Origin of the sequence: Phenylobacterium sp. LH3H17 (assembly GCF_024298925.1) — a bacterium.
GTDB lineage: Bacteria > Pseudomonadota > Alphaproteobacteria > Caulobacterales > Caulobacteraceae > Phenylobacterium.
On sequence record NZ_CP101283.1, the window covers coordinates 1,473,758 to 1,494,965 of the forward strand.

At 67.4% G+C, this 21,208-nt stretch carries 24 protein-coding genes; 11 read left to right on the forward strand and 13 right to left on the reverse strand.

Features of this window, described 5'->3' with window-relative positions; genetic code table 11:
• Window positions 1–55: 55 nt before the first annotated feature.
• Window positions 56–463 carry a ribonucleotide reductase subunit alpha gene (locus tag M9M90_RS07110; protein ID WP_254836469.1) on the reverse strand — a complete coding sequence of 136 codons (408 nt, stop codon included), beginning with the start codon at window positions 461–463 and terminating at the stop codon, window positions 56–58.
• A 72-nt stretch (window positions 464–535) separates the two neighbouring features.
• The gene (locus M9M90_RS07115; protein ID WP_254836470.1) at window positions 536–760 is read right to left on the reverse strand and encodes a hypothetical protein; all 225 of its coding nucleotides are present in this window, start codon (window positions 758–760) and stop codon (window positions 536–538) included.
• Between the two features lie 504 nt (window positions 761–1,264).
• Between M9M90_RS07115 and M9M90_RS07120 the strand changes: the two genes are divergently transcribed.
• On the forward strand, window positions 1,265–1,969 hold the full coding sequence (locus M9M90_RS07120) for a lysoplasmalogenase (protein WP_254836471.1): 705 nt from the start codon (window positions 1,265–1,267) through the stop codon (window positions 1,967–1,969).
• Here M9M90_RS07120 and M9M90_RS07125 read toward each other — a convergent pair.
• Window positions 1,966–3,063 carry a DUF2853 family protein gene (locus M9M90_RS07125; RefSeq protein ID WP_254836472.1) on the reverse strand — a complete coding sequence of 366 codons (1,098 nt, stop codon included), beginning with the start codon at window positions 3,061–3,063 and terminating at the stop codon, window positions 1,966–1,968. The genes M9M90_RS07120 and M9M90_RS07125 overlap by 4 nt on opposite strands.
• A gap of 324 nt (window positions 3,064–3,387) precedes the next feature.
• Between M9M90_RS07125 and M9M90_RS07130 the strand changes: the two genes are divergently transcribed.
• Window positions 3,388–3,888: a DUF937 domain-containing protein gene (locus tag M9M90_RS07130; RefSeq protein WP_254836473.1), complete on the forward strand. Its 501-nt coding sequence runs from the start codon at window positions 3,388–3,390 to the stop codon at window positions 3,886–3,888.
• Window positions 3,889–3,919: 31 nt separating this feature from the next.
• Here M9M90_RS07130 and M9M90_RS07135 read toward each other — a convergent pair whose 3' ends face one another.
• The 3 genes from M9M90_RS07135 to map all read right to left on the reverse strand — a co-directional run bounded on the left by M9M90_RS07135 (window position 3,920) and on the right by map (window position 6,922).
• Window positions 3,920–5,257, reverse strand: coding sequence for a tetratricopeptide repeat protein (locus M9M90_RS07135; protein WP_254836474.1), 1,338 nt, complete (start codon window positions 5,255–5,257; stop codon window positions 3,920–3,922).
• Between the two features lie 23 nt (window positions 5,258–5,280).
• Window positions 5,281–6,036, reverse strand: a complete 756-nt coding sequence (radC, locus tag M9M90_RS07140) for a DNA repair protein RadC (RefSeq protein ID WP_254836475.1) — start codon at window positions 6,034–6,036, stop codon at window positions 5,281–5,283.
• Window positions 6,037–6,106: 70 nt separating this feature from the next.
• Window positions 6,107–6,922: a type I methionyl aminopeptidase gene (gene map / locus M9M90_RS07145; protein ID WP_254836476.1), complete on the reverse strand. Its 816-nt coding sequence runs from the start codon at window positions 6,920–6,922 to the stop codon at window positions 6,107–6,109.
• A 213-nt stretch (window positions 6,923–7,135) separates the two neighbouring features.
• Here map and M9M90_RS07150 point away from each other — a divergent pair, with 213 nt between their 5' ends.
• Window positions 7,136–8,176, forward strand: a complete 1,041-nt coding sequence (locus M9M90_RS07150; protein WP_254836477.1) for a calcium-binding protein — start codon at window positions 7,136–7,138, stop codon at window positions 8,174–8,176.
• A gap of 67 nt (window positions 8,177–8,243) precedes the next feature.
• Here M9M90_RS07150 and sfsA read toward each other — a convergent pair whose 3' ends face one another.
• Window positions 8,244–8,945, reverse strand: coding sequence for a DNA/RNA nuclease SfsA (sfsA, locus tag M9M90_RS07155; protein ID WP_254836478.1), 702 nt, complete (start codon window positions 8,943–8,945; stop codon window positions 8,244–8,246).
• 225 nt (window positions 8,946–9,170) lie between these two features.
• Between sfsA and M9M90_RS07160 the strand changes: the two genes are divergently transcribed.
• A complete protein-coding gene (locus M9M90_RS07160) occupies window positions 9,171–9,353 on the forward strand; it encodes a hypothetical protein (RefSeq protein ID WP_254836479.1) in 183 nt (60 codons plus the stop codon).
• Here M9M90_RS07160 and M9M90_RS07165 read toward each other — a convergent pair.
• Window positions 9,329–10,549 (reverse strand): right-handed parallel beta-helix repeat-containing protein, encoded by a 1,221-nt coding sequence (locus tag M9M90_RS07165; protein ID WP_254836480.1) that lies wholly within the window; start codon window positions 10,547–10,549, stop codon window positions 9,329–9,331. The two genes, M9M90_RS07160 and M9M90_RS07165, sit on opposite strands and share 25 nt — an antisense overlap.
• Before the next feature lie 445 nt (window positions 10,550–10,994).
• Window positions 10,995–11,465 (reverse strand): surface-adhesin E family protein, encoded by a 471-nt coding sequence (locus M9M90_RS07170; RefSeq protein WP_254836481.1) that lies wholly within the window; start codon window positions 11,463–11,465, stop codon window positions 10,995–10,997.
• A 165-nt stretch (window positions 11,466–11,630) separates the two neighbouring features.
• Between M9M90_RS07170 and M9M90_RS07175 the strand changes: the two genes are divergently transcribed.
• Complete coding sequence (locus M9M90_RS07175) at window positions 11,631–12,404, forward strand: molybdopterin-binding protein (protein WP_254836482.1); 774 nt, start codon at window positions 11,631–11,633, stop codon at window positions 12,402–12,404.
• On the opposite strand, the gene M9M90_RS07180 is transcribed toward M9M90_RS07175, so the two are convergent.
• The 3 genes from M9M90_RS07180 to M9M90_RS07190 all read right to left on the reverse strand — a co-directional run bounded on the left by M9M90_RS07180 (window position 12,401) and on the right by M9M90_RS07190 (window position 14,548).
• Window positions 12,401–12,751 (reverse strand): hypothetical protein, encoded by a 351-nt coding sequence (locus M9M90_RS07180; RefSeq protein WP_254836483.1) that lies wholly within the window; start codon window positions 12,749–12,751, stop codon window positions 12,401–12,403. The two genes, M9M90_RS07175 and M9M90_RS07180, sit on opposite strands and share 4 nt — an antisense overlap.
• Before the next feature lie 42 nt (window positions 12,752–12,793).
• Window positions 12,794–13,690, reverse strand: a complete 897-nt coding sequence (locus M9M90_RS07185) for a WecB/TagA/CpsF family glycosyltransferase (protein WP_254836484.1) — start codon at window positions 13,688–13,690, stop codon at window positions 12,794–12,796.
• Window positions 13,691–13,816: 126 nt separating this feature from the next.
• On the reverse strand, window positions 13,817–14,548 hold the full coding sequence (locus tag M9M90_RS07190) for a sugar transferase (RefSeq protein WP_305885140.1): 732 nt from the start codon (window positions 14,546–14,548) through the stop codon (window positions 13,817–13,819).
• Window positions 14,549–14,739: 191 nt separating this feature from the next.
• Between M9M90_RS07190 and M9M90_RS21135 the strand changes: the two genes are divergently transcribed.
• From M9M90_RS21135 to M9M90_RS07215, 6 genes are all read left to right on the forward strand, one after another.
• Window positions 14,740–14,865: a hypothetical protein gene (locus tag M9M90_RS21135; protein WP_256549238.1), complete on the forward strand. Its 126-nt coding sequence runs from the start codon at window positions 14,740–14,742 to the stop codon at window positions 14,863–14,865.
• A 279-nt stretch (window positions 14,866–15,144) separates the two neighbouring features.
• Window positions 15,145–15,390 (forward strand): XrtV sorting system accessory protein, encoded by a 246-nt coding sequence (locus M9M90_RS07195; protein ID WP_254836485.1) that lies wholly within the window; start codon window positions 15,145–15,147, stop codon window positions 15,388–15,390.
• A 214-nt stretch (window positions 15,391–15,604) separates the two neighbouring features.
• The gene (locus tag M9M90_RS07200) at window positions 15,605–17,116 is read left to right on the forward strand and encodes an ATP-binding protein (protein ID WP_254836486.1); all 1,512 of its coding nucleotides are present in this window, start codon (window positions 15,605–15,607) and stop codon (window positions 17,114–17,116) included.
• Window positions 17,117–17,159: 43 nt separating this feature from the next.
• Window positions 17,160–18,218: a dTDP-glucose 4,6-dehydratase gene (gene rfbB, locus M9M90_RS07205; RefSeq protein WP_254836487.1), complete on the forward strand. Its 1,059-nt coding sequence runs from the start codon at window positions 17,160–17,162 to the stop codon at window positions 18,216–18,218.
• A gap of 55 nt (window positions 18,219–18,273) precedes the next feature.
• Window positions 18,274–19,167 carry a glucose-1-phosphate thymidylyltransferase RfbA gene (gene rfbA / locus M9M90_RS07210; RefSeq protein WP_254836488.1) on the forward strand — a complete coding sequence of 298 codons (894 nt, stop codon included), beginning with the start codon at window positions 18,274–18,276 and terminating at the stop codon, window positions 19,165–19,167.
• 92 nt (window positions 19,168–19,259) lie between these two features.
• The gene (locus M9M90_RS07215) at window positions 19,260–20,081 is read left to right on the forward strand and encodes a hypothetical protein (protein ID WP_254836489.1); all 822 of its coding nucleotides are present in this window, start codon (window positions 19,260–19,262) and stop codon (window positions 20,079–20,081) included.
• Here the strand turns inward: M9M90_RS07215 and M9M90_RS07220 are convergent.
• On the reverse strand, window positions 20,045–21,091 hold the full coding sequence (locus M9M90_RS07220) for a glycosyltransferase family 2 protein (RefSeq protein WP_254836490.1): 1,047 nt from the start codon (window positions 21,089–21,091) through the stop codon (window positions 20,045–20,047). The genes M9M90_RS07215 and M9M90_RS07220 overlap by 37 nt on opposite strands.
• Between the last annotated feature and the right edge of the window lie 117 nt (window positions 21,092–21,208).

Here is a 21,208-nt window from a genome sequence, read left to right on the forward strand (position 1 = left end):
GTCGTGTTGTCCGGGCCACGGAAACGATGCCGCGAGGGACAACGCGCATTTTCCATCACTGGAAAATGACCGGATCCCCAGCGGCGTCATAGGCCGCGAAGCGTCCGAAGCCGCCGTTTCGGACCGCCTCGACCATGATCTCGAGCGCCCGGTCGACTTCGGCCGTGTCGGGCGGACGTCCATTCCGTCCAGAAAGCGCGGCGGCGAACACCACGCTCCACGTCTGTCCCACGAGCCGGGATTCATCTGTCAGGACGGCGAAATCGCGCAAGTCCTCAGGCGCCTTGTCCACGCACATCAAAGGCGCGAGGGCGCCGCCCTGGCCGCGCAGGAATCGCTCGCGCTGCGCCGGCGAGGCGTCTTTGGGGAGCTCGGCGGCGGCGAAGACGAAGAGGAGGCGCTGAGGTTCGGGCTGGTCGAGCGCGGCGTCAATCAGCTGCTGGAAGTGCGAAGCCTGGGTCATCGTCCGCAGGGTGGCGCAAAATCGGGCTCAAGTCTCCCGCCGCAACAGGGTTCCGTCCGGACGGAGGCGCGCTCAATCGGGCTCGGGCAGTCCGTGTTGCTGGCGCACACGCCTGGCGTCGTCGCCTTCACCAAAGCCGGCGCCGGCCTTTTCGTCCTCGTCCGTGCCGCCATCGAACTGCTCGCCGGAGCGGACGGGGGGGCCGTCGGGCGTCGCGTCAGCATTTGTGGGGGCGGGACGAGCGGGCGGCATATCCGCGGGGGCCTCCGGGAGATCGCGCTGGGCATCGTGGGTCATGTCGTGGCCTCCCGAGAGGCGCGCCTGATCAGCCTCCGCTGTTCCAACCACCGGACACGAATTGCGTTCCGCAGCAGGCGCGGCTTCGCACTTGGTCTCCAAAGAGTCGGAAAGTTCGCTCGGGGCAGCTTCTATGCGCTCAGGTCGCCGGGCGGCTGGATTGGATTGCTGCTTGTATGACGCGCGTCGATCGGATCGTGGCCGGCGGCGGGCCCCCTCGTCGATCAGGCGGCGAAGGCGCTCCAGATCCAGGTCCCGAGGCCCGAGACCACCAGGCCGGTCAGCAGGCCGCGGACGAAGGCGCCGTGGCGTTCCCACCAGACTCGTTGCGAGCGCACGCGCTGGGCTCGGTCAATTCTTCGCTTCTGAAGGGCCATGGGGGTCGTCTCGCCGATCCGGCCATGCAAGGCAAGCGCTGTGGCCGCGCCTGGACGCTAAGCCGCGCTTTGCGCGGTCGGGCGAACCGGTGTCTGCTGCACGCAAGGGCGGAGCGCCGGGGGAACCATGCAGCAGACAAGCTTGCCGGCGCGGGTGGCGCTGATCGCCGCGGTGGTCGCCGGGGTCAGCTACATGGCTTCCTGGGACCTGCCGCTGTCCCAGACCGCCAGCCTGACCTGGAAGGGTGCGGGGGTCGCCTTGCTGGCGGTCCATGCGGCCCTGCGGGCGCGCGGGCCGGACGGCTGGTTGATCTGCGCGGTCATGGCCTTCGGCGCGGCCGGCGACGTGCTGCTGGGCGCGGCGGGCCTGGTGACCGGCGCGGTGGCCTTCCTGGTCGGGCACCTGATCGCCATCTGGCTCTATATGCGCAACCGGCCGAGCGAGGTCGCGCCCAGCCGGTGGCTTTTCGCCGCCGTCCTGGTTCCCGCGACCGTGGCTCTCGCCTTCCTGTTGCCGAGCGACCGGGCCGGGGCGCCGGGGGTGGCGCTCTACGCGCTCGGCCTGGCGCTGATGGCGGCCACGGCCTGGATCAGCCGCTTCCCGCGGCGGATGACCGGGATCGGGGCCGTGATGTTCGTGGTCTCCGACCTGCTGATCTTCGCCCGCGAGGGGCCGCTGGCCGGCCAGGCCTGGGTCGGCTTCGGGATCTGGGGGCTCTATTTCGCCGGCCAGGTGCTGATCTGCCTGGGGGTGACCCGGACATTGGCGCGTGACGCAGCGGAACACGATCGCCTCGACGACCGTGTTCCGCCAGAGACGCCCAAACCTTAGCGCACGACCACTTCGACCCGGCGCGCGGCGGCGTTGGAGGTGGATGTGTCGGTGGTCTCGACCGGCTTGACCAGTTCGATCGAGGCCTCCGCAACCCCGGCCGCGACCAGGGCGGCCTTGACCGCCTGCGCGCGGTTCTTCGACAGCTCTGCGTTCGCGGCGACGTCGCCCGACTTGTCGTTGAAGCCCGACACGACGAGCGAACTGCCGGCATGGCCGGCCAGATAGTCCTTCAGCCCGGTGGCGGCGTCGGTGAACGCCGGCGCGAGGTCGGTCTTGCCGGTGTCGAAATAGACCTTCACCACGGGCTTGCCGTCGCGGGTCTCGGCCGTGACTCCGGCGCCGGTCGGAATGGCGACGGTCCCTTCGAGCGGAGCGGCGGCAAGCGTGCCAACACCCGCGGCGACGGGCGGCTCTGCCACAGGAGCGCTCGACACCACCTCCGCCGGAGCGGGGGTCTCGGTCGATTCCGGGGCGCTGGGGTTGCGTAGGAACAGCCACCAGACAAGTCCCAGCAAGAGAAGGCCCAGTAGCAGCCAGGGCCACCAGCCCAGGCCGGACTTGCCCCCGCTCTTGGCAGCCGCGCCATACCCGCCGGTCAGGGTTTGCGAAGCGACCGGCGCAGTGGGCCGAGGCGCCGGCGCCACGGTCGGCTCCACGGCGACAGCCGCCCTGTCGTTCGCGCTGTCCTGGGCCGACATGAGCCCCGCGGCTCCGGGGCCTGCCGCGCCGAGCGCCGCAGCGCCCGCGGCCGCCGACGCGCCGGCTCCGGCCTTGCCGAACAGGTCGAGCGCGCCGAAGTGTTCCGCGAGCAGGTAGTAGACCGTGACGCGGTTCTTGAAGTTGACGCTCTTCATGCGGTCTCCGACCGCGGTGATCGCTTGCTCGAGCACGTCGTCGGCCTGGGTGAGGCCGAGCTTCTTCTTGAGGTAATTGTCCCGCACTCTCGCGGTTTCCGCCGGGTCGCCGAAGGAGACCAGGGAGGAATCGCGACTCTGCAGGGCGATCCCGCAATAGCGCACGATCCCCGCGATGACTGTGTCATCGGCGTTCGGGGCGAACTTCTTGACGTCGGCAGCCCAGTCTTCAGCCATGGGATTCTCCAGCTATGGCCACACACCCCGGTTCAGCCTCGGGGTCGTTCAGGACTCGGCGAAGGCGTTTCTGCTCAGCAACGGTCCTTAGAGCAGCATACCAGTGTTCTTCTGGGGGCGGACCTGACATGCATCAAGTGTTCCCAGACGGCAGACCAGTTCTCGATTGCGGGCGGGATCTTGCGTCTCGACAAACTCGCTAAAGCAAAGCTTGTTTCGGGCGAATAGCTTCGTCGCCAGCACGAATATCGTGATGATCCTTGTCGGTAAGGATGTAGATTTGCCGTCCTGTTGGCTCTCAGTGGCACCTAGGGAACGCACGGCATGGCTCTTCTGGACATCATCACCCAGCTTGGTGGTTCCGCCGCCATCGAGCAGATCGGCGCTCGCGTCGGCCTCACCCCGGCGCAGACGCAAAGCGCCGCGGCCGCGCTGCTTCCCGCCCTTGCCGGGGGCCTGAAACGCCAATCCGGGAATAGCGATCTTGGCGGCTTGTTGCAGCAGTCGGGCCTCGCCCCAGGCGCGGCGCCCACCAACGAGACCGCCTCGATGGGCAACCTGATCCTCGGCCAGATTTTCGGTTCAAAGGATGTCAGCCGCACGGTCGCGGCGAACGCCGCGGCCAGCACCGGCATCGGGGTCGACCAACTCAAGGCCCTGTTGCCGCTTCTTGCCTCCCTTAGCGCCGGCGCCTTGGCCTCTAGGTCTGGGGGCCTTCAGGGCCAGGGCGGCCTGGCCGGTCTCGTTGGCATGCTCGACCAGGACGGGGACGGCGACCCCTTGGACGACATCATGGGCATGGCCGGTAAGCTACTTCGCCGCTAAGGGCCCCGGGTTCCTGGTCCCAGGGACCAGATCATCGCGGGAGCAGGGCGCCGTAGCTCCGGTCGAGATCGGGATCGATGCCTCTTGCGATCGCCAGGTCCACGTCGCTCTCGGCCTGGCGGCCCAGGCCGCGCTTGGCGACGCCGCGAAGATAGAGGGCGTCGACATAGGTCGCGTCGAGCCTATAGGCCGCCTCGGCGTCAGCCAGAGCCGCTGCATAGGCGCCGCCCTTGGCGTGGCCGACGCTGCGGCTGGCCAGCAGGGCCGCGGCCGGCTCGGACAAGGCGAGGGCGCGGTCGCAGTCGTTCACCGCCCGGGCCGAATTCGCATCGAAGACCGACCGATAGATGCAGGTGTGGACGAACACGTAGGGCTCGTTCGGAGCGAGGACCGCGGCCCGGTCGAAGTCGCCAAGCCCCTTGGCCGTGCGGCCCAGATTGAGCTGCGCGGCGCCGCGGGTGAGCAGCAGCCAGGTGTTTCCCGGCTCCAGCCTGAGGCCGCGCTCGGCGTCGGCCAGGGCGCGCTGGTAATCCCCTCGGTCGAGGAGGACGTCGGCGCGACGCTGCAGCAGGCCGACATCATCGGGTCTCAGGTTCAATCCGCGATCGATGTCGGCCAGCGCCCGGATCGGATCCCTATTCTGCTGGTGGATCTCGGCGCGCAACGCGTAGGCGTCAAATGCGTCTGGATCGATGCCGATGGCCCGGTCAAGGTCAGCCAGGGCGGGTTCAGGACGCCCCAGTCTAAAGAGTGCGTGGGCTCGTCCCTCCAGGATGTCGGGATTCGGCCCCGCCAGCTTTTCCGCCCTGTCGAAGTCAGTGATCGCGCCCTCATAGTCCTTGGTCAGGGTGCGCCCCCGGCCGCGATCACGGAACAGGTCGGCGTCGTCGGGCCTGGCGGCGATCGCCCTGTCCAGATCGGCGACGCCCGTCGCCGGGCTGCCCGAAATGACGAGGATCAAACCACGGCGGCCCAAGAGCGTCGGACTGTCGGGGTCGAGCTTGATCGCGGCGCCAAAGCTGGCGAGGGCGGCGGGGAAGTCGCCGCGCGCCGTGGCCGAGTCGCCCTGCAGGATCAGGGGATAGGTGCTGGCGGGGTCCGCGGCGATCGCCGCGGCGAAATCGGCGGCCGCCAGCCGGTCCTCCCCCAGGCTCATCCTGTTCGAGGCCCGGATCGCCAGGGCCATGCTCTGGAAGTCCGGCGTGTCGGCGCCGGCCTTGATGAGCCTGGTGCAGGCGGCGACCGCCGCCTTGTGGTCGGGCTGGTCCTCGACCCGACAGGCGTCCAGGTCGGCCTTGCTGGGCTCGGCGGCCGCGGCGGGTCCCCCGAGGGCGGCGGCGCACAGGACGGCCGCGAGAAGGAAACGCATGGTTCGAGCTCCGGATTGGGGGATCAGAAGAGGCCGAGGGCGCGGAAGCTGGCCACGCCGTCGCGGCCCACCACCAGGTGGTCGTGGACGGCGACGCGGAGAGGCCGGCCGGCGTCGACCACCTCGCGGGTCATCTGGATGTCGGCGGCCGAGGGTGTGGGGTCGCCCGAAGGGTGGTTGTGGACCAGGATGACGGCGCTGGACGACAGTTCCAGCGCCCGGCGCACCACCTCGCGCGGATAGACCGGGGCATGATCTACCGTGCCGCGGTTCATCAGCTCGTCGGCGATCAGCTGGTTTTTCTTGTCCAGGAACAGCACGCGGAACTGCTCGCGCGGCTCATGGGCCAGGGCGAGCTTCACATAGGCCAGGAGCTGGGACCACGATGTGATCACCGTGCGCCTGCCTACCGCCTCGCGCCCCACCCGCAGCGAGGTCTGGTGCAGCAGCTTGAGGTCGCGGGCTACGGCCTCGCCGACGCCGGCGACGGTCTTCAGTTCGGCCGGTGAGGCGGCCAGCACGGCCGCCAGCGACCCAAAGCGGGCGATCAGGGCCTTGGCCAGCGGCTTGACGTCGCCGCGCGGGATGGCGCGGAACAGGTGCAGCTCCAGGAGCTCGTAGTCGGGCAGGGCGTCCAGGGTCGCGGCGGCGCGGTCGCGCAGCCGGTCGCGGTGGCCGTGATAGTGGGGTCTGGGGGCTTTGGCCGGTCCCGTCGTGCGCGTGGCGGCCGACCAGAGGTCGGGCTGAGGTCCTTCACCCAGTTCGCGCGGCGCCACCATGCCGCGTATCGTTCTTTATATGTTCCGACTTGGCAATAGTGTTTTTCAACCCCGAGATGCGAACCTGGGGCTAGGCGCTCTGGACCGCCGGCTTGAAGTGGGGCGAGCCGGTGAAGATCTCATAGCCGGTCTCGGTGACCCCGATGGAGTGTTCGCACTGGGCCGAGAGGGACTTATCGCGGGTCACCGCCGTCCAGCCGTCGGAGAGCAGCTTCACCTGATGCTTGCCCAGGTTCACCATGGGCTCGATGGTGAAGAACATGCCAGGGCGCAGGATGTCGCCCGTTCCCTTCTGGCCGAAGTGCAGGATGTTGGGGGCGTCATGGAACACCTTGCCCAGGCCGTGGCCGCAGAAGTCGCGGACCACCGAACAGCGCATGGATTCCACATAGGACTGGATGGCGTGGCCGATGTCGCCGGTCCTGGCGCCCGGCTTGACCTCGTCCAGGCCCTTCTGGAGGGCCTCATAGGTCACGTCGATCAGCCGCTTGGCGCGCGGGGCGACCGGGCCGACCCCGTACATCCGGCTGGTGTCCCCGTGCCACCCGTCGAGGATGACGGTGACGTCGATATTGACGATGTCGCCCTCGCGCAGGGCCCGCTCGCCGGGGATGCCGTGGCAGACCACGTGGTTGGGCGAGATGCAGACCGTCTTGCCGTAGCCGCGGTAGAATAGGCAGGCGGGCAGCGCCCCGCGGTCCAGGACGAACTCGCGGGCCATGCGGTCCAGGTCGTCGGTGACCGCGCCGGGCACGACGTGGGGGGCGAGCATGTCCAGGCATTCGGCGGCCAGCTTGCCGGCGGCGCGCATGCCCTCGAAGCCCTGCGGGCCGTGGACGCGGATCTGGCCGGTGCGGTGTTCGGCTTCCAGGACGTCGTTCATCATCTACCTCACGCCCGCGTCGCGCCACGGGATGGGACGCGCGATGCGGGTTGCTGAAGGGGTTATGTCGCAATCATAGCACAGGACTTCAACACCCGCCTTCGCCGCAGAGGGCGTGGCCTCGGTCGCGCCGGTCCTGATTGCGATTGAGGCGTGCTTTTTTGAGCAAAAGAGACAAATACTGTCTGCTCGCAACGCGTCCCAAGGAGCAGGGACATGAGTGCTCTTCTCGGCACATCCGGGATGGACGTCCTGACCGGAACCCCCGGCGCCGACAGTCTCTTCGGCGGGCCTGGAGCCGACACGCTGAACGGCGGCGACGGCGACGACACGCTGGAGGGCGGTTCGGGCGGCGACATCCTCCACGGCGGCGCGGGCCTGGACACGGTCATCTTCCTAAGCAGGCCGGACCCGTGGGGCGTGGAAGTCCTGCTCGGCGACGACGTGGACGGCCGCCCCTGGTTCCCGCGCGGCGACGGCGGCGGGCTTACCGATGAGTTCGCCGTCGGCGGTGTCGACGTGCTGTACGACATCGAGAACGTGGTCGGCACGGCCTATGCGGACGATATGGTCGGCAGCGCCGTCGCGAACCGGCTTGAGGGCGGAGCGGGCGCCGACAGCCTGTCCGGCGTCGCCGGCGACGACAGCATCTTCGGAGGTCAGGGCGACGACGCCGTGGGCGGCGGCGCTGGGCAGGACTACCTGCGCGGCGACGAGGGGCGCGACACCATCAGCGGCGGCGACGGTTTCGACGACATCAACGGCAATGCCGGCGACGACATCGCCTTTGGCGGCTCCGGCGACGACTGGGTCGTGGGTGGAAAGGACAATGACGAGCTCTACGGAGACAGCACGCCCTGGGACTACGACGCGGAAGGCTCCGACATCGTCTTCGGCAATCTCGGCAACGACACACTGGACGGCGGCGGCGGGAATGACGTGATCCGCGGTGGCCAGCACGACGACATCCTCGACGGTGGATCGGGCGACGACTGGCTGTCGGGCGACCGGGGCAGCGACACGCTCACGGGCGGGACGGGGGCCGACACCTTCTACAGCTTCGGAGACGCCGGCCTCGATCGCGTGACCGACTTCAACCGGGCCCAGGGCGACCGGGTGCAACTCGAGCCGGGCGCGTCCTACAGCGTGGCGCAATCCGGAGCCGACACGGTGATCTCGCTCGCCGGCGGCGCCCAGATGGTTCTGGTCGGCGTGACGCTGGCCAGCCTGCAGGATGGCTGGATCTTCGAAGGCTGACGGTCCCCAGATCGGGTCCACGGTAGGCCGGACGGGCTTCCGGCCGACTATTTGAATCTGGTCCCCTTCAGCGCCGCCAGGCAAGGCGGCGCGAGACGGTGATCGCGTCCACCGAGATCTCGCAACCATAGATCAGCACCTCGACGCCGACTTTCGCGGCCTGCTCAAGGCCGTGCGCGAAGGCTGGATCGAGATCGGCGCAGGCGGAAAACGCCTCGCAATCGGTCCGCTGCACGACGAACAGGACCACGGCGCGCTCGCCTGCCGCCACCATGGCCTCGAGCTCGCGCAGGTGCTTCAGCGAGCGGGCGGCGACGCAGTCGGGGAATTCGGCCAGGGTTCCCGAGCGGCGCAGGTGGCAGTTCTTGATCTCGAGCCAGCAGGGCGGGCGGCCCACCTGCTCCAGCAGGAAGTCGACCCGGGAGTTTTGACCATATTTCACCTCCCGGCGATGGCTGGCGTAGCCGGTGAGTTCCGGGATGGCGTCGCGGGCCAGGGCCTCGGCGACCAGCCGGTTGGGGTGCATGGTGTTGATGCCCACCAGGCCGCCGTCGACGTCCACCAGTTCCAGGGTATGGGCGAGCTTGCGCTTGGGGTCGTCGGACCTGGAGACCCAGACCGGCAGGCCCGGAATGTTGAGGCCGAGCATGGCGCCGGGATTGGGGCAGTGGGCGGTGACCGGGGTCCCGTCGTCCAGCACCACGTCGGCGAAGAACCGCTTGTAGCGGCTGACCAGGGCGCCGCGGGCGAGCGGTTGGGCGAAGTCCATGTCGGATTCCAGGTGCGGAGGCGGGCAGGTCGCCTCACTTAGGAATGTGGCGGCGCGAGGGCCAGAAGTTCCTGAAAATGGGCCGCATTTCACAGGCCGGGCGCGGCTGTGGAGAATGCCAATGGCCACGCTTGCATGAAGGCCGGGACCGGGAGAGAGGCTTGCCGCGGGGAATGTCGTCCAGGCGACACGGGCGAGATCTGAGCGACAGCGACCTGGAGCCCCATGGCCGATCTTCCCGACGCCTCCGCCGAATGTCCCCATCAGCTGCGAGCCGCCGCCGCCCTCGCCCTGATCGGGGTCGTCTGGCTGCTGGTCCTGCCGGTGGCGGCCGGCGCCTATGTGGTCCTGCAGGGCGGGGCGATGGCGCGCGGGGCGTTGGCTCAGAAGAAGCTGAAGCCAAACTGACCGAAATCGAATGACAAGCTGATCGGCGCCTCCGGGCCGCCCGGAAGCTCGGTCGTCGGCGGGTTCGGCGAGAACGGGGGGTTGAGGGTGTCGAGGCTGGTCGCGATAAGCGCCGGTAGCCCGCCCGGCACGGCGTCGGGCTCGAAGGACCACTGCTCCGGCAGGCTGAGACCGCCGTCGGTTGGGGCCGGCGCGCTGGCGGAGTGCGTTTTCAGCCATTCGGCGAGGAGGGCGTCGCCGCCGGCCTTGGTGACGACGGCGATGGTCGTGTTGCCGGTGTCGATATCGAACTCCATGGCGCCCTGACGGACGTAGTCGGTGGCCTGGTTGTTGGTCAGGGTGACGTTGATGTCGTCGGCCAGGGTGATCCGGGCTTTGATGTCGGCGTAGCCGGCGACGATGTTGTTGGCGAGCAGGACGTTGTCGCCCTCGCCGACGGTGATGCCGTGCCAGCTGGAGCCGATCACCAGGTTGTCGGTGATCTTGACGTTCAGCCAGCGCAAGGCGAGGTCGCCGCCCAGGAAGATGCCCTGGTAGGTGCCGCCGTCGCCGCGCTCGATGACGTTGCCGCTGATGAGGATGTCATGCGCCGAGGTGGTGGTGTTGGCGGTCCAGAACTGGATCGCGTCGGGGTGGTCGAGCGCCGCCGGGAAGAAGTTGCTGAAGTGGTTGTTGCTGATGGTGATGTTCGAGGTGCCGCCCCCGCGCACGCCATCTTCCTTGATGTCATGGATGCGGTTGCCCGAGATCGTGACGTTGTTGCTGTCCAGGTGGGTGACACCGTTGGTGAACTGCTGGAACTCGGAGTTGGTGACGCTGACGTCCGAGCTATTGCGGATCAACATCGCCCCGCCGTCGTTCTGCGGGTTGCCGTCCAGCGAGCCGTGGACGTTCAGCCTGTCGAAATGGATGTCGCGGCTGTCGTAGACGTTTAAGCTTGGGCTGGCCTTGGCGACGTCCAGGGCGAACTCCAGATTGCTGAAGTTCAAACCGCTGCTGTTGCGGATCTCCAGGCCCGTCACCACCGCTGGCGCGCCGGGATCTTTCGACATGATGTACACGTCGCCGGCAATATTCACGTTCGCGATCTTCATGTTCGCGTACGTGCCCGACTCCAGCAGGATGGTGTCGCCAGCCTTGGCGAACTTGATCTCACGCAGCAGCGCCTCGCGATCCGAGACAGTTGTAATCGCCAAGCGACTTCTCCGAGGTAAGTGACGGGGCGACAGAGCCGACCGCCATAAGGGGCTGGGATGGTTAAGAGGTCCCTATTCGGCCGGCGATTGAAAGGGCGACAAAATAACGGACGCCGGTTTCGGACCACCGCACGACCTCGCGCCGGGGGCGAAATCCTCCCCGAAGCTGCTTAGATTCGGTAGGGCGAGGCACGCATCCGAACGCTCGCTAGCGTGCAACAGCCAGGACCATGGCTTGGTTGTCCCGCAATGGGTTGCGTCACTTTCGGCGTGGGTGCGCACACTGGCTGCGCGCCCTGGTCAAGGCGCCGGAGTCTGGGATCGCGAACTGGGCCTCAACACTGCGACCGTCTGCCGCGCTCACGAAGCTCGTGAGGCGGGTCGGATCCCCGCAAGCCACTGTCGCAAGTGAAGTTTTCGCGGCGATTCGGCGGCCTGATTACGGCTATTTGGCGCCCGATTTGCCGGGACTCCTCAGGGCCGCCAGCACCACGTCCTGGAACGCGAAGACCGACAGGCCATCGCCAGCGATTCGGCCGGGTTTGCCGGTGCAGACCTGGCGCAGGAGTTCGGCGCGGTCGCTGCCGGCCTCGACCACCTGCCACTGGTCGGGCTGTTCGACGGCCCGCAGGGTCTCGCCTTGCTGCGAGGCGAACCGGCGGGCGATGTCGCGGGTGCGGCCGAAGATGCAGTCGAACTCGCGATAGGTGGCGATGAGCGTGGCGCCGTCCATCGGCTGATACAGGATCTGGTAGACCCAGGCGCTGGGGCGGGCGTTGTCGCCGTTAACGCTGCCGGCGTCGTAGATCAGCGCGCTGTCGCCCTTGCGGAAGGCGACGGTGGCGAAGGGGCCGGCCTGCGCGGCGCTCGCGCCCAGAACCGTAATCGCCAGACCCAAGATGGTCGCCTTGATCATTTCTTGATCCTCTCTGGCCCGGATACGAAATCCCTTGATGGGACGCCTGGCAATCCCAAATGCAAGATCGCGGCTAGGGCCGGAAACCAGCGATTGCCGCCCCTGGCGTCAGGGAGGTAGTCAGGATGAGCCCGTGCAGTCCGCGGGAAACGGTGAGGTGGTGCGATGGTTGCGGCGGGCGAAGCGAGCGATCGGGTGACGGCCGCGGTGCTGATCATCGGCGACGAGATTCTGTCGGGCCGCACCCAGGATACGAACCTGCGTGATATCGCCCGCTATCTGGGCGTCCATGGTGTGGACTTGGCCGAGGCCCGCACCGTGCCGGACGTCCATGAAGAGATCATCGCGGCGCTGGACGCCCTGCGCACCCGCTACGACTACGTGATCACCACGGGCGGGATCGGGCCGACCCATGACGACATCACCGCCGACGCGGTGGCCGCGGCCTTCGGCGTGGAGCTGTACGAGCACCCCGACATCATCGCCATGATGGCCGCCCGCTGGTCGGGCGAGGTGAACGCCGCGCGGCGGCGCATGGCCCGGGTGCCGGTGGGCGGGGACCTGGTGAAAAACCCGGTGCAGGGGCCGCCCGGCTTTACGATCGGCAACGTCTTCGTCCTGGCCGGGGTGCCCGTGATCATGCGCGGCATGCTGGAGGATGTCGGCCCCCGCCTGCGGGGCGGGGCGGTGGTGCTGAGCCGCACGGTCCGTGTCGAGGGCTCGGGGGAGGGCGCGATCGCGGCGCCGCTCGAGACCGTGGCCAAGGCCCACCCGGCCATGTCGCTGGGCAGCTATCCGTTCTTCGACCAGGGCCTCTATGGCTCGAACCTGGTGCTGCGCGGCCGCGACGCCGACGAACTCGCCGCCGCGGTGGCGGAGCTGACCGCGGCCCTCACAGAGGCCGGGATCGGCAGCGTCCGGGAGGTGGAGGCGGCCTAGCGGCGCTTTCGCCTGAGCATCAGCGGCAGCACCGCCGCCGCCGCCCCGCCGGCATTGGCCAAGGCGTCGCGCAGTTCATAGCCGCCGCTGATCCATTTCAGGGCCTGGGAGACTTCCAGGCCGACGCCGGCGGCCACGATCGCCGCGGCGAAGGCGAAGGGGCTGATCCTCGGAAACGAGACCGCGAGCAGGATCGTCAGGCCGTAGGCCAGGACCAGGTGCTCGATCTCGTCGGGTCCCAGTGGAAAGGCCTGGGCGTTGTGGCGGGGATCGAAGGCCCCGTGCAGGGCGAAGGCGAGGAGGGCGACCAGGGCCAGCCTGGCCGACCAGAGGATGACGCTCGGCATGGGCGGTCGATACCGTCTCTGTCGCCGGAGGGGAAGGCGCCGTCAGGCCGTCGCCCCGTCCTCGCGGGGTGCGAGCGGCGCGACCCGACGCCCCTTGAACAGGCGGCCTGCGCGGGCCGCGGTGGCGATGTCGCGGGCGGCCGGGAGCAGCAGGAACCAGCACTCAACGCAATAGCGGTGGAATAGCCGGCGCGGATCGATCGCCAGGCGGAACAGCCACTCGAAGCCGATGCGGCCGACCCAGCGGGGGGCGGCCACCTGGACCCCAGCCTCATAGTCGAAGGCCGCGCCCACCGAGAACACCACGCAGGGCGGCAGCAGGTGTCGATTGCGCAACAGCCAGACCTCCTGGCGCGGCATGCCCATGCCGACGAACAGGATCTGCGGCCGCGCGGCGCTGATCTCGGCCAGCACGGCCTCGTTCTCGGCGCAGCCCGGGGACATGTCGAAATAGCCGTGGCGGCTGGAGATCTGGGCGCCCGGATAGCGTTCGGTCAGCTTGCCGGCGGCGGCCTCGGCCACGCCGGGCTCACCGCCCAGATAGAAGACCCGCCACCCGTTGCGCTCGGCCAGGCTCCAGAAATGCTCGCGCCAGTCCAGGTAGGTGCAACGGTGGAAGGGCCGCGAGTGCAGGCCCAGGAGCTGCGTGAAGAAAATGATCGGGGTGGAGTCGAGCTCGATCACGTCGGCGGTGTCGAAGAACGCCGCGAACTCGGGGTCCTTCTGGCTCAAATAGACGCTGTGGGCGTTGTGGTTGGCGATACACCAGGAGCGACCGTCCTGCACGGCCTCGGTGACGTGGTGCATGACCTCCTCGGGCCGCACCAGGTCCATCTCGACACCAAGGGCGGCGATCCGTTCAGCCGAGCGCCGGCGCTGCCGGAACGGGGTCCGGCCCTTGCGTCTGCGCTCAGAGACCGCGATCAAAGCCGTCCTCATCCTTGGCTTGCCTGCGACAGGTCGAAGGCGAGACTAGGCTTGGCCGGTTAAGATTCTTTTCCGAACGGGAATTCGGCTTCCGCGGACACGCAGGGGTTGTCGCGGCGCTCGGCGGGCGGTCGTCGCCTAGTAGGCGTTGGGATCGCGCAGCATGAGCGGCAGGGTCTTGACCGCGATCATCAGGTCGAGGCCGAGCGACCAGCGGTCGATATAGGCGTTGTCGGCGCCGATGCGGTCGGCCATCTGCTTCAGTTCGCGGATCTCGCCTCGGTAGCCGCTGATCTGTGCGAAGCCGGTCAGGCCGGGACGGGCGCGGAAGCGGTCGCCATAGGTGGGGATCCGCTCGCTATAGAACTGGTCGTGGGCGATGGCGTGCGGGCGCGGACCGACGATCGACATGTCGCCCACCAGGACATTGAAGAGCTGGGGCAGCTCGTCGAGGCTCAGCTTGCGCAGGACCGCGCCGATCTGAGTGACCCGCGCATCGTTCTTGGTGGCTTGCCGTACGTTGTCGGCGTCCTCGACCACGGTCATGGTGCGCAGCTTGTAGATGGTGAACACTTGGCCGCGAAGGCCCGTGCGGCGCTGGCGGAACAGGGCCGCGCCGGGGGAGTCCAGCCGGATCAGCATGGCGAGCATCACCAGCAACGGCAGGAAGACGAGCAGGGCGCTCGAGGCCACGAGGATATCGAACAGCCGCTTGGCGATGCTGGTGGCCACCGGGAGCGGCGGCAGCAGGCGCTCGTCGGGGACATCGCGGTCCTCGGGCGGCCGGCCCCGGCGAAGCGGCGTGACAGCATGCTGCAGCGTCGCGTGCTGCGCCGCCGCCTGCCGATCCGAATGCGCCGCGTCAAACATCCTAATGCCCGCTAGACAGTCCACGCTCGTGACTATCGCGGAAACTGGTAACGGTTTTTTAGCCACGATCAACTTTCCGCACGTCGGGCACGAATTTTTAACCGCGGCTGCGTTCTTATTGAGCACGGTCGAGAAGCGGCCGTCGTCTTGGGAACTTGAGGTCGATGGGCGCGAAAGCTGTCATTGCTTCGATGCCGCGCACCGCGCAGGCCCGAACGGCGCGTCTGCCTGTGGGCGTTGGGCTCGCGGTCGGCGCCTTCGCGTCGCTGGGCCTCTGGGCGGCCATCATCGTCGGGGTCCGCGGCCTGATCTCCTGATCCCGGTGGTCAGCTTTCGCGAGTAAGGTCGAGCTTAAAGCCGCCGCCGCCGCACGTTTCAGTGATCGCCGCCAAGTTTACCTTAAGAATTTCACTCTAGGTTGACGGCTCGGACCGCACGCCGCAAGGCGTCCGCGGGCCGGCTGTTCCGGGGGCGTCCAAATGGGCGTTCCATCCGTGCCGTACAGAGGTTTGACCTTTGCACGGCCGGCGGGTCTGATCTAAGGGACAGGCTTCGGGCTTGCCCGACACGCAGTACGGCGCTTGGGGGTTGATGGCGTGCAGACGATCTACGATTGGGTGACGGTCGCCATCTTCGCGGGACTGGTCGTGCTGTTCCTGCACCGCTCCACGGCGCAGGAAGAGCCGAAGGACAACGTCTTCCAGTACCTGCCGGCCTGCATCGGCTGCGCGGCGGCCAACTATGTCGGCAACGAGGGGCAGGGCGGTCTCGCCTTCCTGATCATCCTCGTGGTCCTGGCCTATGTCGCCTGGGTGCTGAAGCCCTTCAACCTGAAATTCTGAGCTCCCCGGAAGCGGAGCGACGTGCTTGAGGTCGGGCGTCGGTCAGTGAGCTTGTCCGCTTTAACTGGCGAAACTGGGCAATTAACGTTGACTCAACTGCGGGCGGTTTAAGATTTCGCCACATTCGCCGTGTTTAGGATGGTCGGTCAGAATTCTCTGATCTAGACCGAGCGGTGCTGCTAGCGCATCGCCGCATAGGGTGCTTGGAGGCTCCGTGAGTTGGATCAACAGGTTGTTGGGACGCCGGCCGAGGGCTGCCCAAGGGGCGCAGTCCGGCCCGGTGTTCTCCGTGGCGCCGCTCGCCGCACCCAGCCGTGACGAGACCGGCGGCAAGAAGGCCGGCGCCGCGTCGCAGTTCCCGCGCTTCCAGTCGACGGCCGGCGACCAGCTCTCCACGCGCCTGACCGACCGCTTCGCGGCGACGCGTATCAAGCTGCGCAGCGCCTTCACGCCCTCCCAGCCGATCACCGACCGGCGCATGTTCGCTGGACGCATCGATGTCCTGACCACCCTGATCCGCTCGCTGGAAGACCAGCGCGTGCACGTGATCATCTATGGCGAGCGCGGAATCGGTAAGACCTCGCTGGTCCACGTGCTGACCCAGGCCGCCCAGGACGCCCGCTACATCGTGGTCTACTGCTCATGCGGCGCGGGCTCGAACTTCGACGAGATCTTCCGCGCGGTCGCCGCCGACATTCCGCTGCTGTTCCATTCGGGCTTCGCGCCCACCGCCGAGCAGGCTGAGCGCGGCGGCTCGCTGGCCGACCTGCTGCCCGCGGGACCGCTTTCGCCGCGACTGGTGGCCGACCTGTTCGCCAAGCTGACGGGCACCCGGGTGCTGGTGGTGCTGGACGAGTTCGACGTGTGCGAGTCGCCGGAGTTCCGGCGCAACATCGCCGAGCTGATCAAGAACCTGTCGGACCGCTCGATCCGCACCCAACTGGTCATCGCCGGCGTGGCCGCCGACCTGACCCAGTTGGTCGAGCACATCCCCTCGATCCGCCGCAACATCTTCGCCCTGCAGGTGCCGAAGATGACGGCCGCGGAGATCAGCCACCTGGTCGAGAACGGCGAGGAGATCAGCGGCGTGGCCTTCGATCGCGCCGCGCTGGACTTCATCGTCTTCGTCGCCAACGGCTCGCCCTACCTGGCCAGCCTGCTCAGTCACCATGCCGGTCTCGCGGCCCTGGACAAGGCGCGAACCAAGGTCTCGGTCGAGGACGTCTCCCTGGCCGTCGATCAAGCCCTGGCCGAGTTCCGCGGCCGGATCTCCAAGCATTCGCAGGCCCAGATCGACCAGGCCGCCAAGAGCGGCGTACGCCATGTGCTGGGCGTGATGGCCGGCGCGGCCCTGTTCAACAACGGCCGTTTCGACGGCCGCGACGTGGACGCCCTCTATCCCAGCGCCGCCACCGCCGCGAACTTCAAGAGCACCGTCGAGGAACTGGCGACCAAGCGCATCCTGCTTGAGTTCAGCGAGGACGAGTTCGGCAAGGGTTACCGGTTCTCCGAGGAGAGCGTGCTGCCCTATCTGTGGATCCTGGCCGCCCAGAAGCGGTTCCTGGAGAGCCGCAAGCCCGCGCCCGCGGCCGCCGCCGAGAAACCCGCCGCAGAGAAGGTCGCCGACAAGGCGGCCGACAAGATTGCGGAGAAGACCTCCGACAAGGCCGCGGCCAAGGACGAGCCCGCCGCTCCGGCGCCCCGCGCGGCCGCCCGGCAGGGCTAGACCGACGGCGCGTCGCGACTGTCACGACTGAAGGGGAAGGCGCTTGCGCATACTCGTCACCGGCGGCGCCGGTTTCATCGGCTCGGCCCTGATCCGGCACCTGATCGCCGATACCGACCATGAGGTGCTGAACCTCGATAAGCTGACGTATGCCGGCGACCTGCGCTCCCTGGAGAGCGTCGCCGACAGCAACCGCTATGGCTTCCGCCAAGCCGATATTGGCGACGCCGCGGCGATCCGGGCGGCCCTGCGCGAGTTCCAGCCCCAGGTCGTGACCCACCTGGCCGCCGAGTCGCACGTGGACCGCTCGATCGACGGGCCGGCGGACTTCATCCAGACCAATATCGTCGGCACCTTCGTCCTGCTGTCGGAGACCCTCGAGTACTGGCGCGGGCTGGAAGGCCAGGCCAAGGCCGACTTCCGGTTCCACCACATCTCCACCGACGAGGTGTTCGGCTCGCTGGGCGACGACGGCTATTTCACCGAGACCACGGCCTATGATCCGCGCTCGCCCTATTCGGCGTCCAAGGCCTCGTCCGACCATCTGGTGCGCGCCTGGCACCACACCTACGGCCTGCCGGTCATGGTGACCAACTGCTCGAACAACTACGGGCCCTATCACTTCCCGGAGAAGCTGATCCCGCTGATGATCGTCAAGTGCCTGGCCGGCGATCCGCTGCCGGTCTACGGCCAGGGATCCAACGTCCGCGACTGGCTCTATGTGGACGATCACGCGCGCGCGCTCACCCGGGTGTTCGAGAAGGGCGCGCCGGGCGAGAGCTACATCATCGGCGGGCGCTCGGAGCGCACCAACCTGCAGGTCGTGCACGCCATCTGCGACGCCCTGGACCGGCTGCGGCCGCGGCAGGACGGCAGGTCCTATCGCGACCAGATCGCCTACGTCGCCGACCGGCCGGGACACGACCACCGCTACGCCATCGATCCCGGCAAGCTGCAGCGCGAGCTGGGCTGGACCGCCCAGGAGAGCTTCGAGAGCGGCATCGGCAAGACCATCGCCTGGTATCTGGATAACGAAGCCTGGTGGGGACCGATCCTGGCGCGCAGCGACGCCGGGCGCCGGCTGGGCCTCAAGGCGTCTTGAGCCGGCCTCGCTTGCGGACTATCGCCGTCCCCTGCACCGTCAACTGGAGAGATCGATGAAGGGCATCATCCTGGCCGGGGGCTCGGGAACGCGGCTGCACCCGGCGACCCTCGCGGTGAACAAGCAACTGCTGCCGATCTACGACAAGCCGATGATCTATTATCCGCTGTCGGTGCTGATGCAGGCGGGGATCCGCGACATCCTGATCATCTCCTCGCCCGAATATATCGACAACTATCGCCGGCTGTTCGAGGACGGCTCGGCGCTTGGGCTCAACTTCTCGTACGCGATCCAGCCCAGTCCGGACGGCCTGGCCCAGGCTTTCCTGATCGGCGAGGAGTTCATCGGCGACGACCGCTGCGCCCTGGTGCTGGGCGACAACATCTTCTTCGGCGCCGGCATGAGCCAGCTACTGCAGAAGGCCGCGGCGCGCGAGCACGGGGCGACGGTGTTCTCCTACCAGGTCGACCAGCCCCAGGCTTATGGCGTGGTGGAACTGGACGACGACGGCCGCGCCATCAGCCTGGAGGAGAAGCCAGCCGAGCCGAAGTCCCGCCAGGCGGTGACCGGTCTCTATTTCTACGACAACCGGGTGGTGGAACTGGCCAAGCAGGTGCGCCCGTCCGCCCGCGGCGAGTTGGAGATCACCGACCTCAACCGCATGTACATGGAAATGGGCGAGCTTTACGTCGAACAGCTGTCGCGCGGCTACGCCTGGCTGGACACCGGCACCCACGAGAGCCTGGTGGAGGCCTCGGAGTTCGTCCGCGCCGTGCAGAAGCGCCAGGGGGTCCAGGTGGCCTGCCTGGAGGAGATCGCCTTCGCCCACGGCTTCATCGACCTGGCCCAACTGAAGGTCCGCGGAGAGTTGTTCGCCAAGACCGCCTATGGACGATACCTGCTCGATATCGTCGAGCGCGGCCATGTGATGAGCCCCCGCGATTTGTGAGGCTCAGGCCGCCGGGCTGGACCGGAACTTGCAACTCGTCCCGCAATGGGGGAATTCAGCCTCCACTTGCGCCAGCAAGGGCCTCTGCTGAGATGATCATCCTCTATATCCTCGCGCATTTTGACGACGAGTACTTCGCGTGGCCGATCATCGCCCAAGGCGTGAAAGCCGGCGCGGATCAACGGTTTTTCTATATTGCGGACTACCCCAGCGAAGGGGAGACAGTCCGCCGACGGCTGGAATCGGAGCGATTTCTGGCGCAGTTCGGGGTTCCGGCCAGCAGCATCGTGCATGTGGGAGCAGGGAAGGGCCTGATCGACGGCTCCATATACGTCCATCAGGATATCGCCCTGGAGGCGTTGCGCGCCGAGGCCGCGCGGATCGGATCGATCGACCGCCTGGTCGTCACGGCATGGGAAGGCGGTCACCCCGACCACGATGCCTGCGCCCTCATGGCTATCGCATTATCGCAGGTCCACGGCGGGCTCCCCGTCGACCAGTTTGCGCTCTACAGCGGTCGCGGCCTGCCGGGCCGCCTATTTCACGCCGGCCGCCCGCTACCGGAGAACGGCGCCGTGCAGACGGTCGGCCTGACCGTCAGTGAATGGCTGAGTTTCCTTGCGGCGGTTCGGTTCTATCCGTCCCAGTGGCGAAGCTGGCTGGGTCTCTGGCCGATGATGTTCCTGACGTTTCTGCGCCAGGGCTTCGGCTATCAGCACCTGAACCCGGCTCGCGTGGACCAGCGTCCTCACGCGGGGCCCCTATTCTACGAGAGGGTCTTCAAGGTCCCATATGACGCCCTGAAGGCGCGTGCCGCCGAGGCGCGCCACTCAGACGCCTTGAGGCCCGCCGCGATGGGATCCGAGCAGAATTCCCATCAGTCGCCTTCGAGTTTCATCAAGGTGCGCAGATAGGGGTGGATCGGCCGGTTCGGCACGTTGACGACGTCAAAGTTCATCACCTGCAGCAACAGTTGAACCCCGACGATAACGGGCAGGGCGGCGGTCATGACGAGACCGGCGTCGGCGTCTTCGCCGGGCATGCGGACCGCGAACCAACGCAGGGCGTAGATGCTCCCAAAGCCCAGGAAGCCCACGCCGAACATCATCTCCATGGTCGCCACGTTGAAGTCACGGACGAAGTACTGGCCGATAATGCGCTGGACGAAGTTCTTCAGGTGCTTCAGCGCGAAGGGGCCGATGATGGCGCCGACCCGAAGGTTGCTGACTTCGTCGCCGTAGCGCGCCGGGATGGGAATGTCGCGGACGACCGCGCGCAGCGTGCCGAGGTGGTACAGAAGATCGGTCTCGAAGAAGAAGCGTTGCGATATACGACGACCGCTAAGCAGCTTGATCATGCTCGCTTCAATGGCGGTGAAGCCGTTGGTCGGGTCGAAAACGTTCCAGTACCCGGTGGAGACCTTGGCGGCGAAACTCAAGGCCGCGTTCCCGAAAAGCCGCACGCGTGGCATGTCGGTCAGGTGGCTGATCGATGAGAAGCGGTTGCCTTTGGTGTAATCGGCTTCGCCCAGCAGAATGGGAGCGACGAGCTGGGCCAGGAAGGTCAGGTCCATCTGGTCGTCGCCGTCGACCTTGACCAGGATCCGGCCGCCGCGGCGCTCGGCCTCTACGTAACCTGCCAGAACCGCCCCGCCGACGCCCAGGTTCTGTGGCAGCCGCACGACAACCAGGCGGCTGTCCGGGTTCTCGGCTTCGAGGAAGTCCGCAGTGTTCTCGGGGCAGGCGTCGTCGACGCAGACAATCCCCTCGATCCAGGCCGGTATCTTCTCGATGACCCGCAAGATGTGATTGCGCACCTTGTAACAGGGGATGACGATCCAGATGTGACCGTCGCGTAAGGCGCTGCTGAGGGTATTGGAATGCTCCGCGACCGGGGCGTTGATGGGCGCCTCAACCTTGAGCATGGGGCGGACTCCGTCGCCGTTCGCTGACATTCGCATATCCTCAAGCGCTACAATGACGCCGAATTCCGCTGACGCTCGCACCGAACGTAGCAGGCCAAGTTTGGCGCCGACCCGATT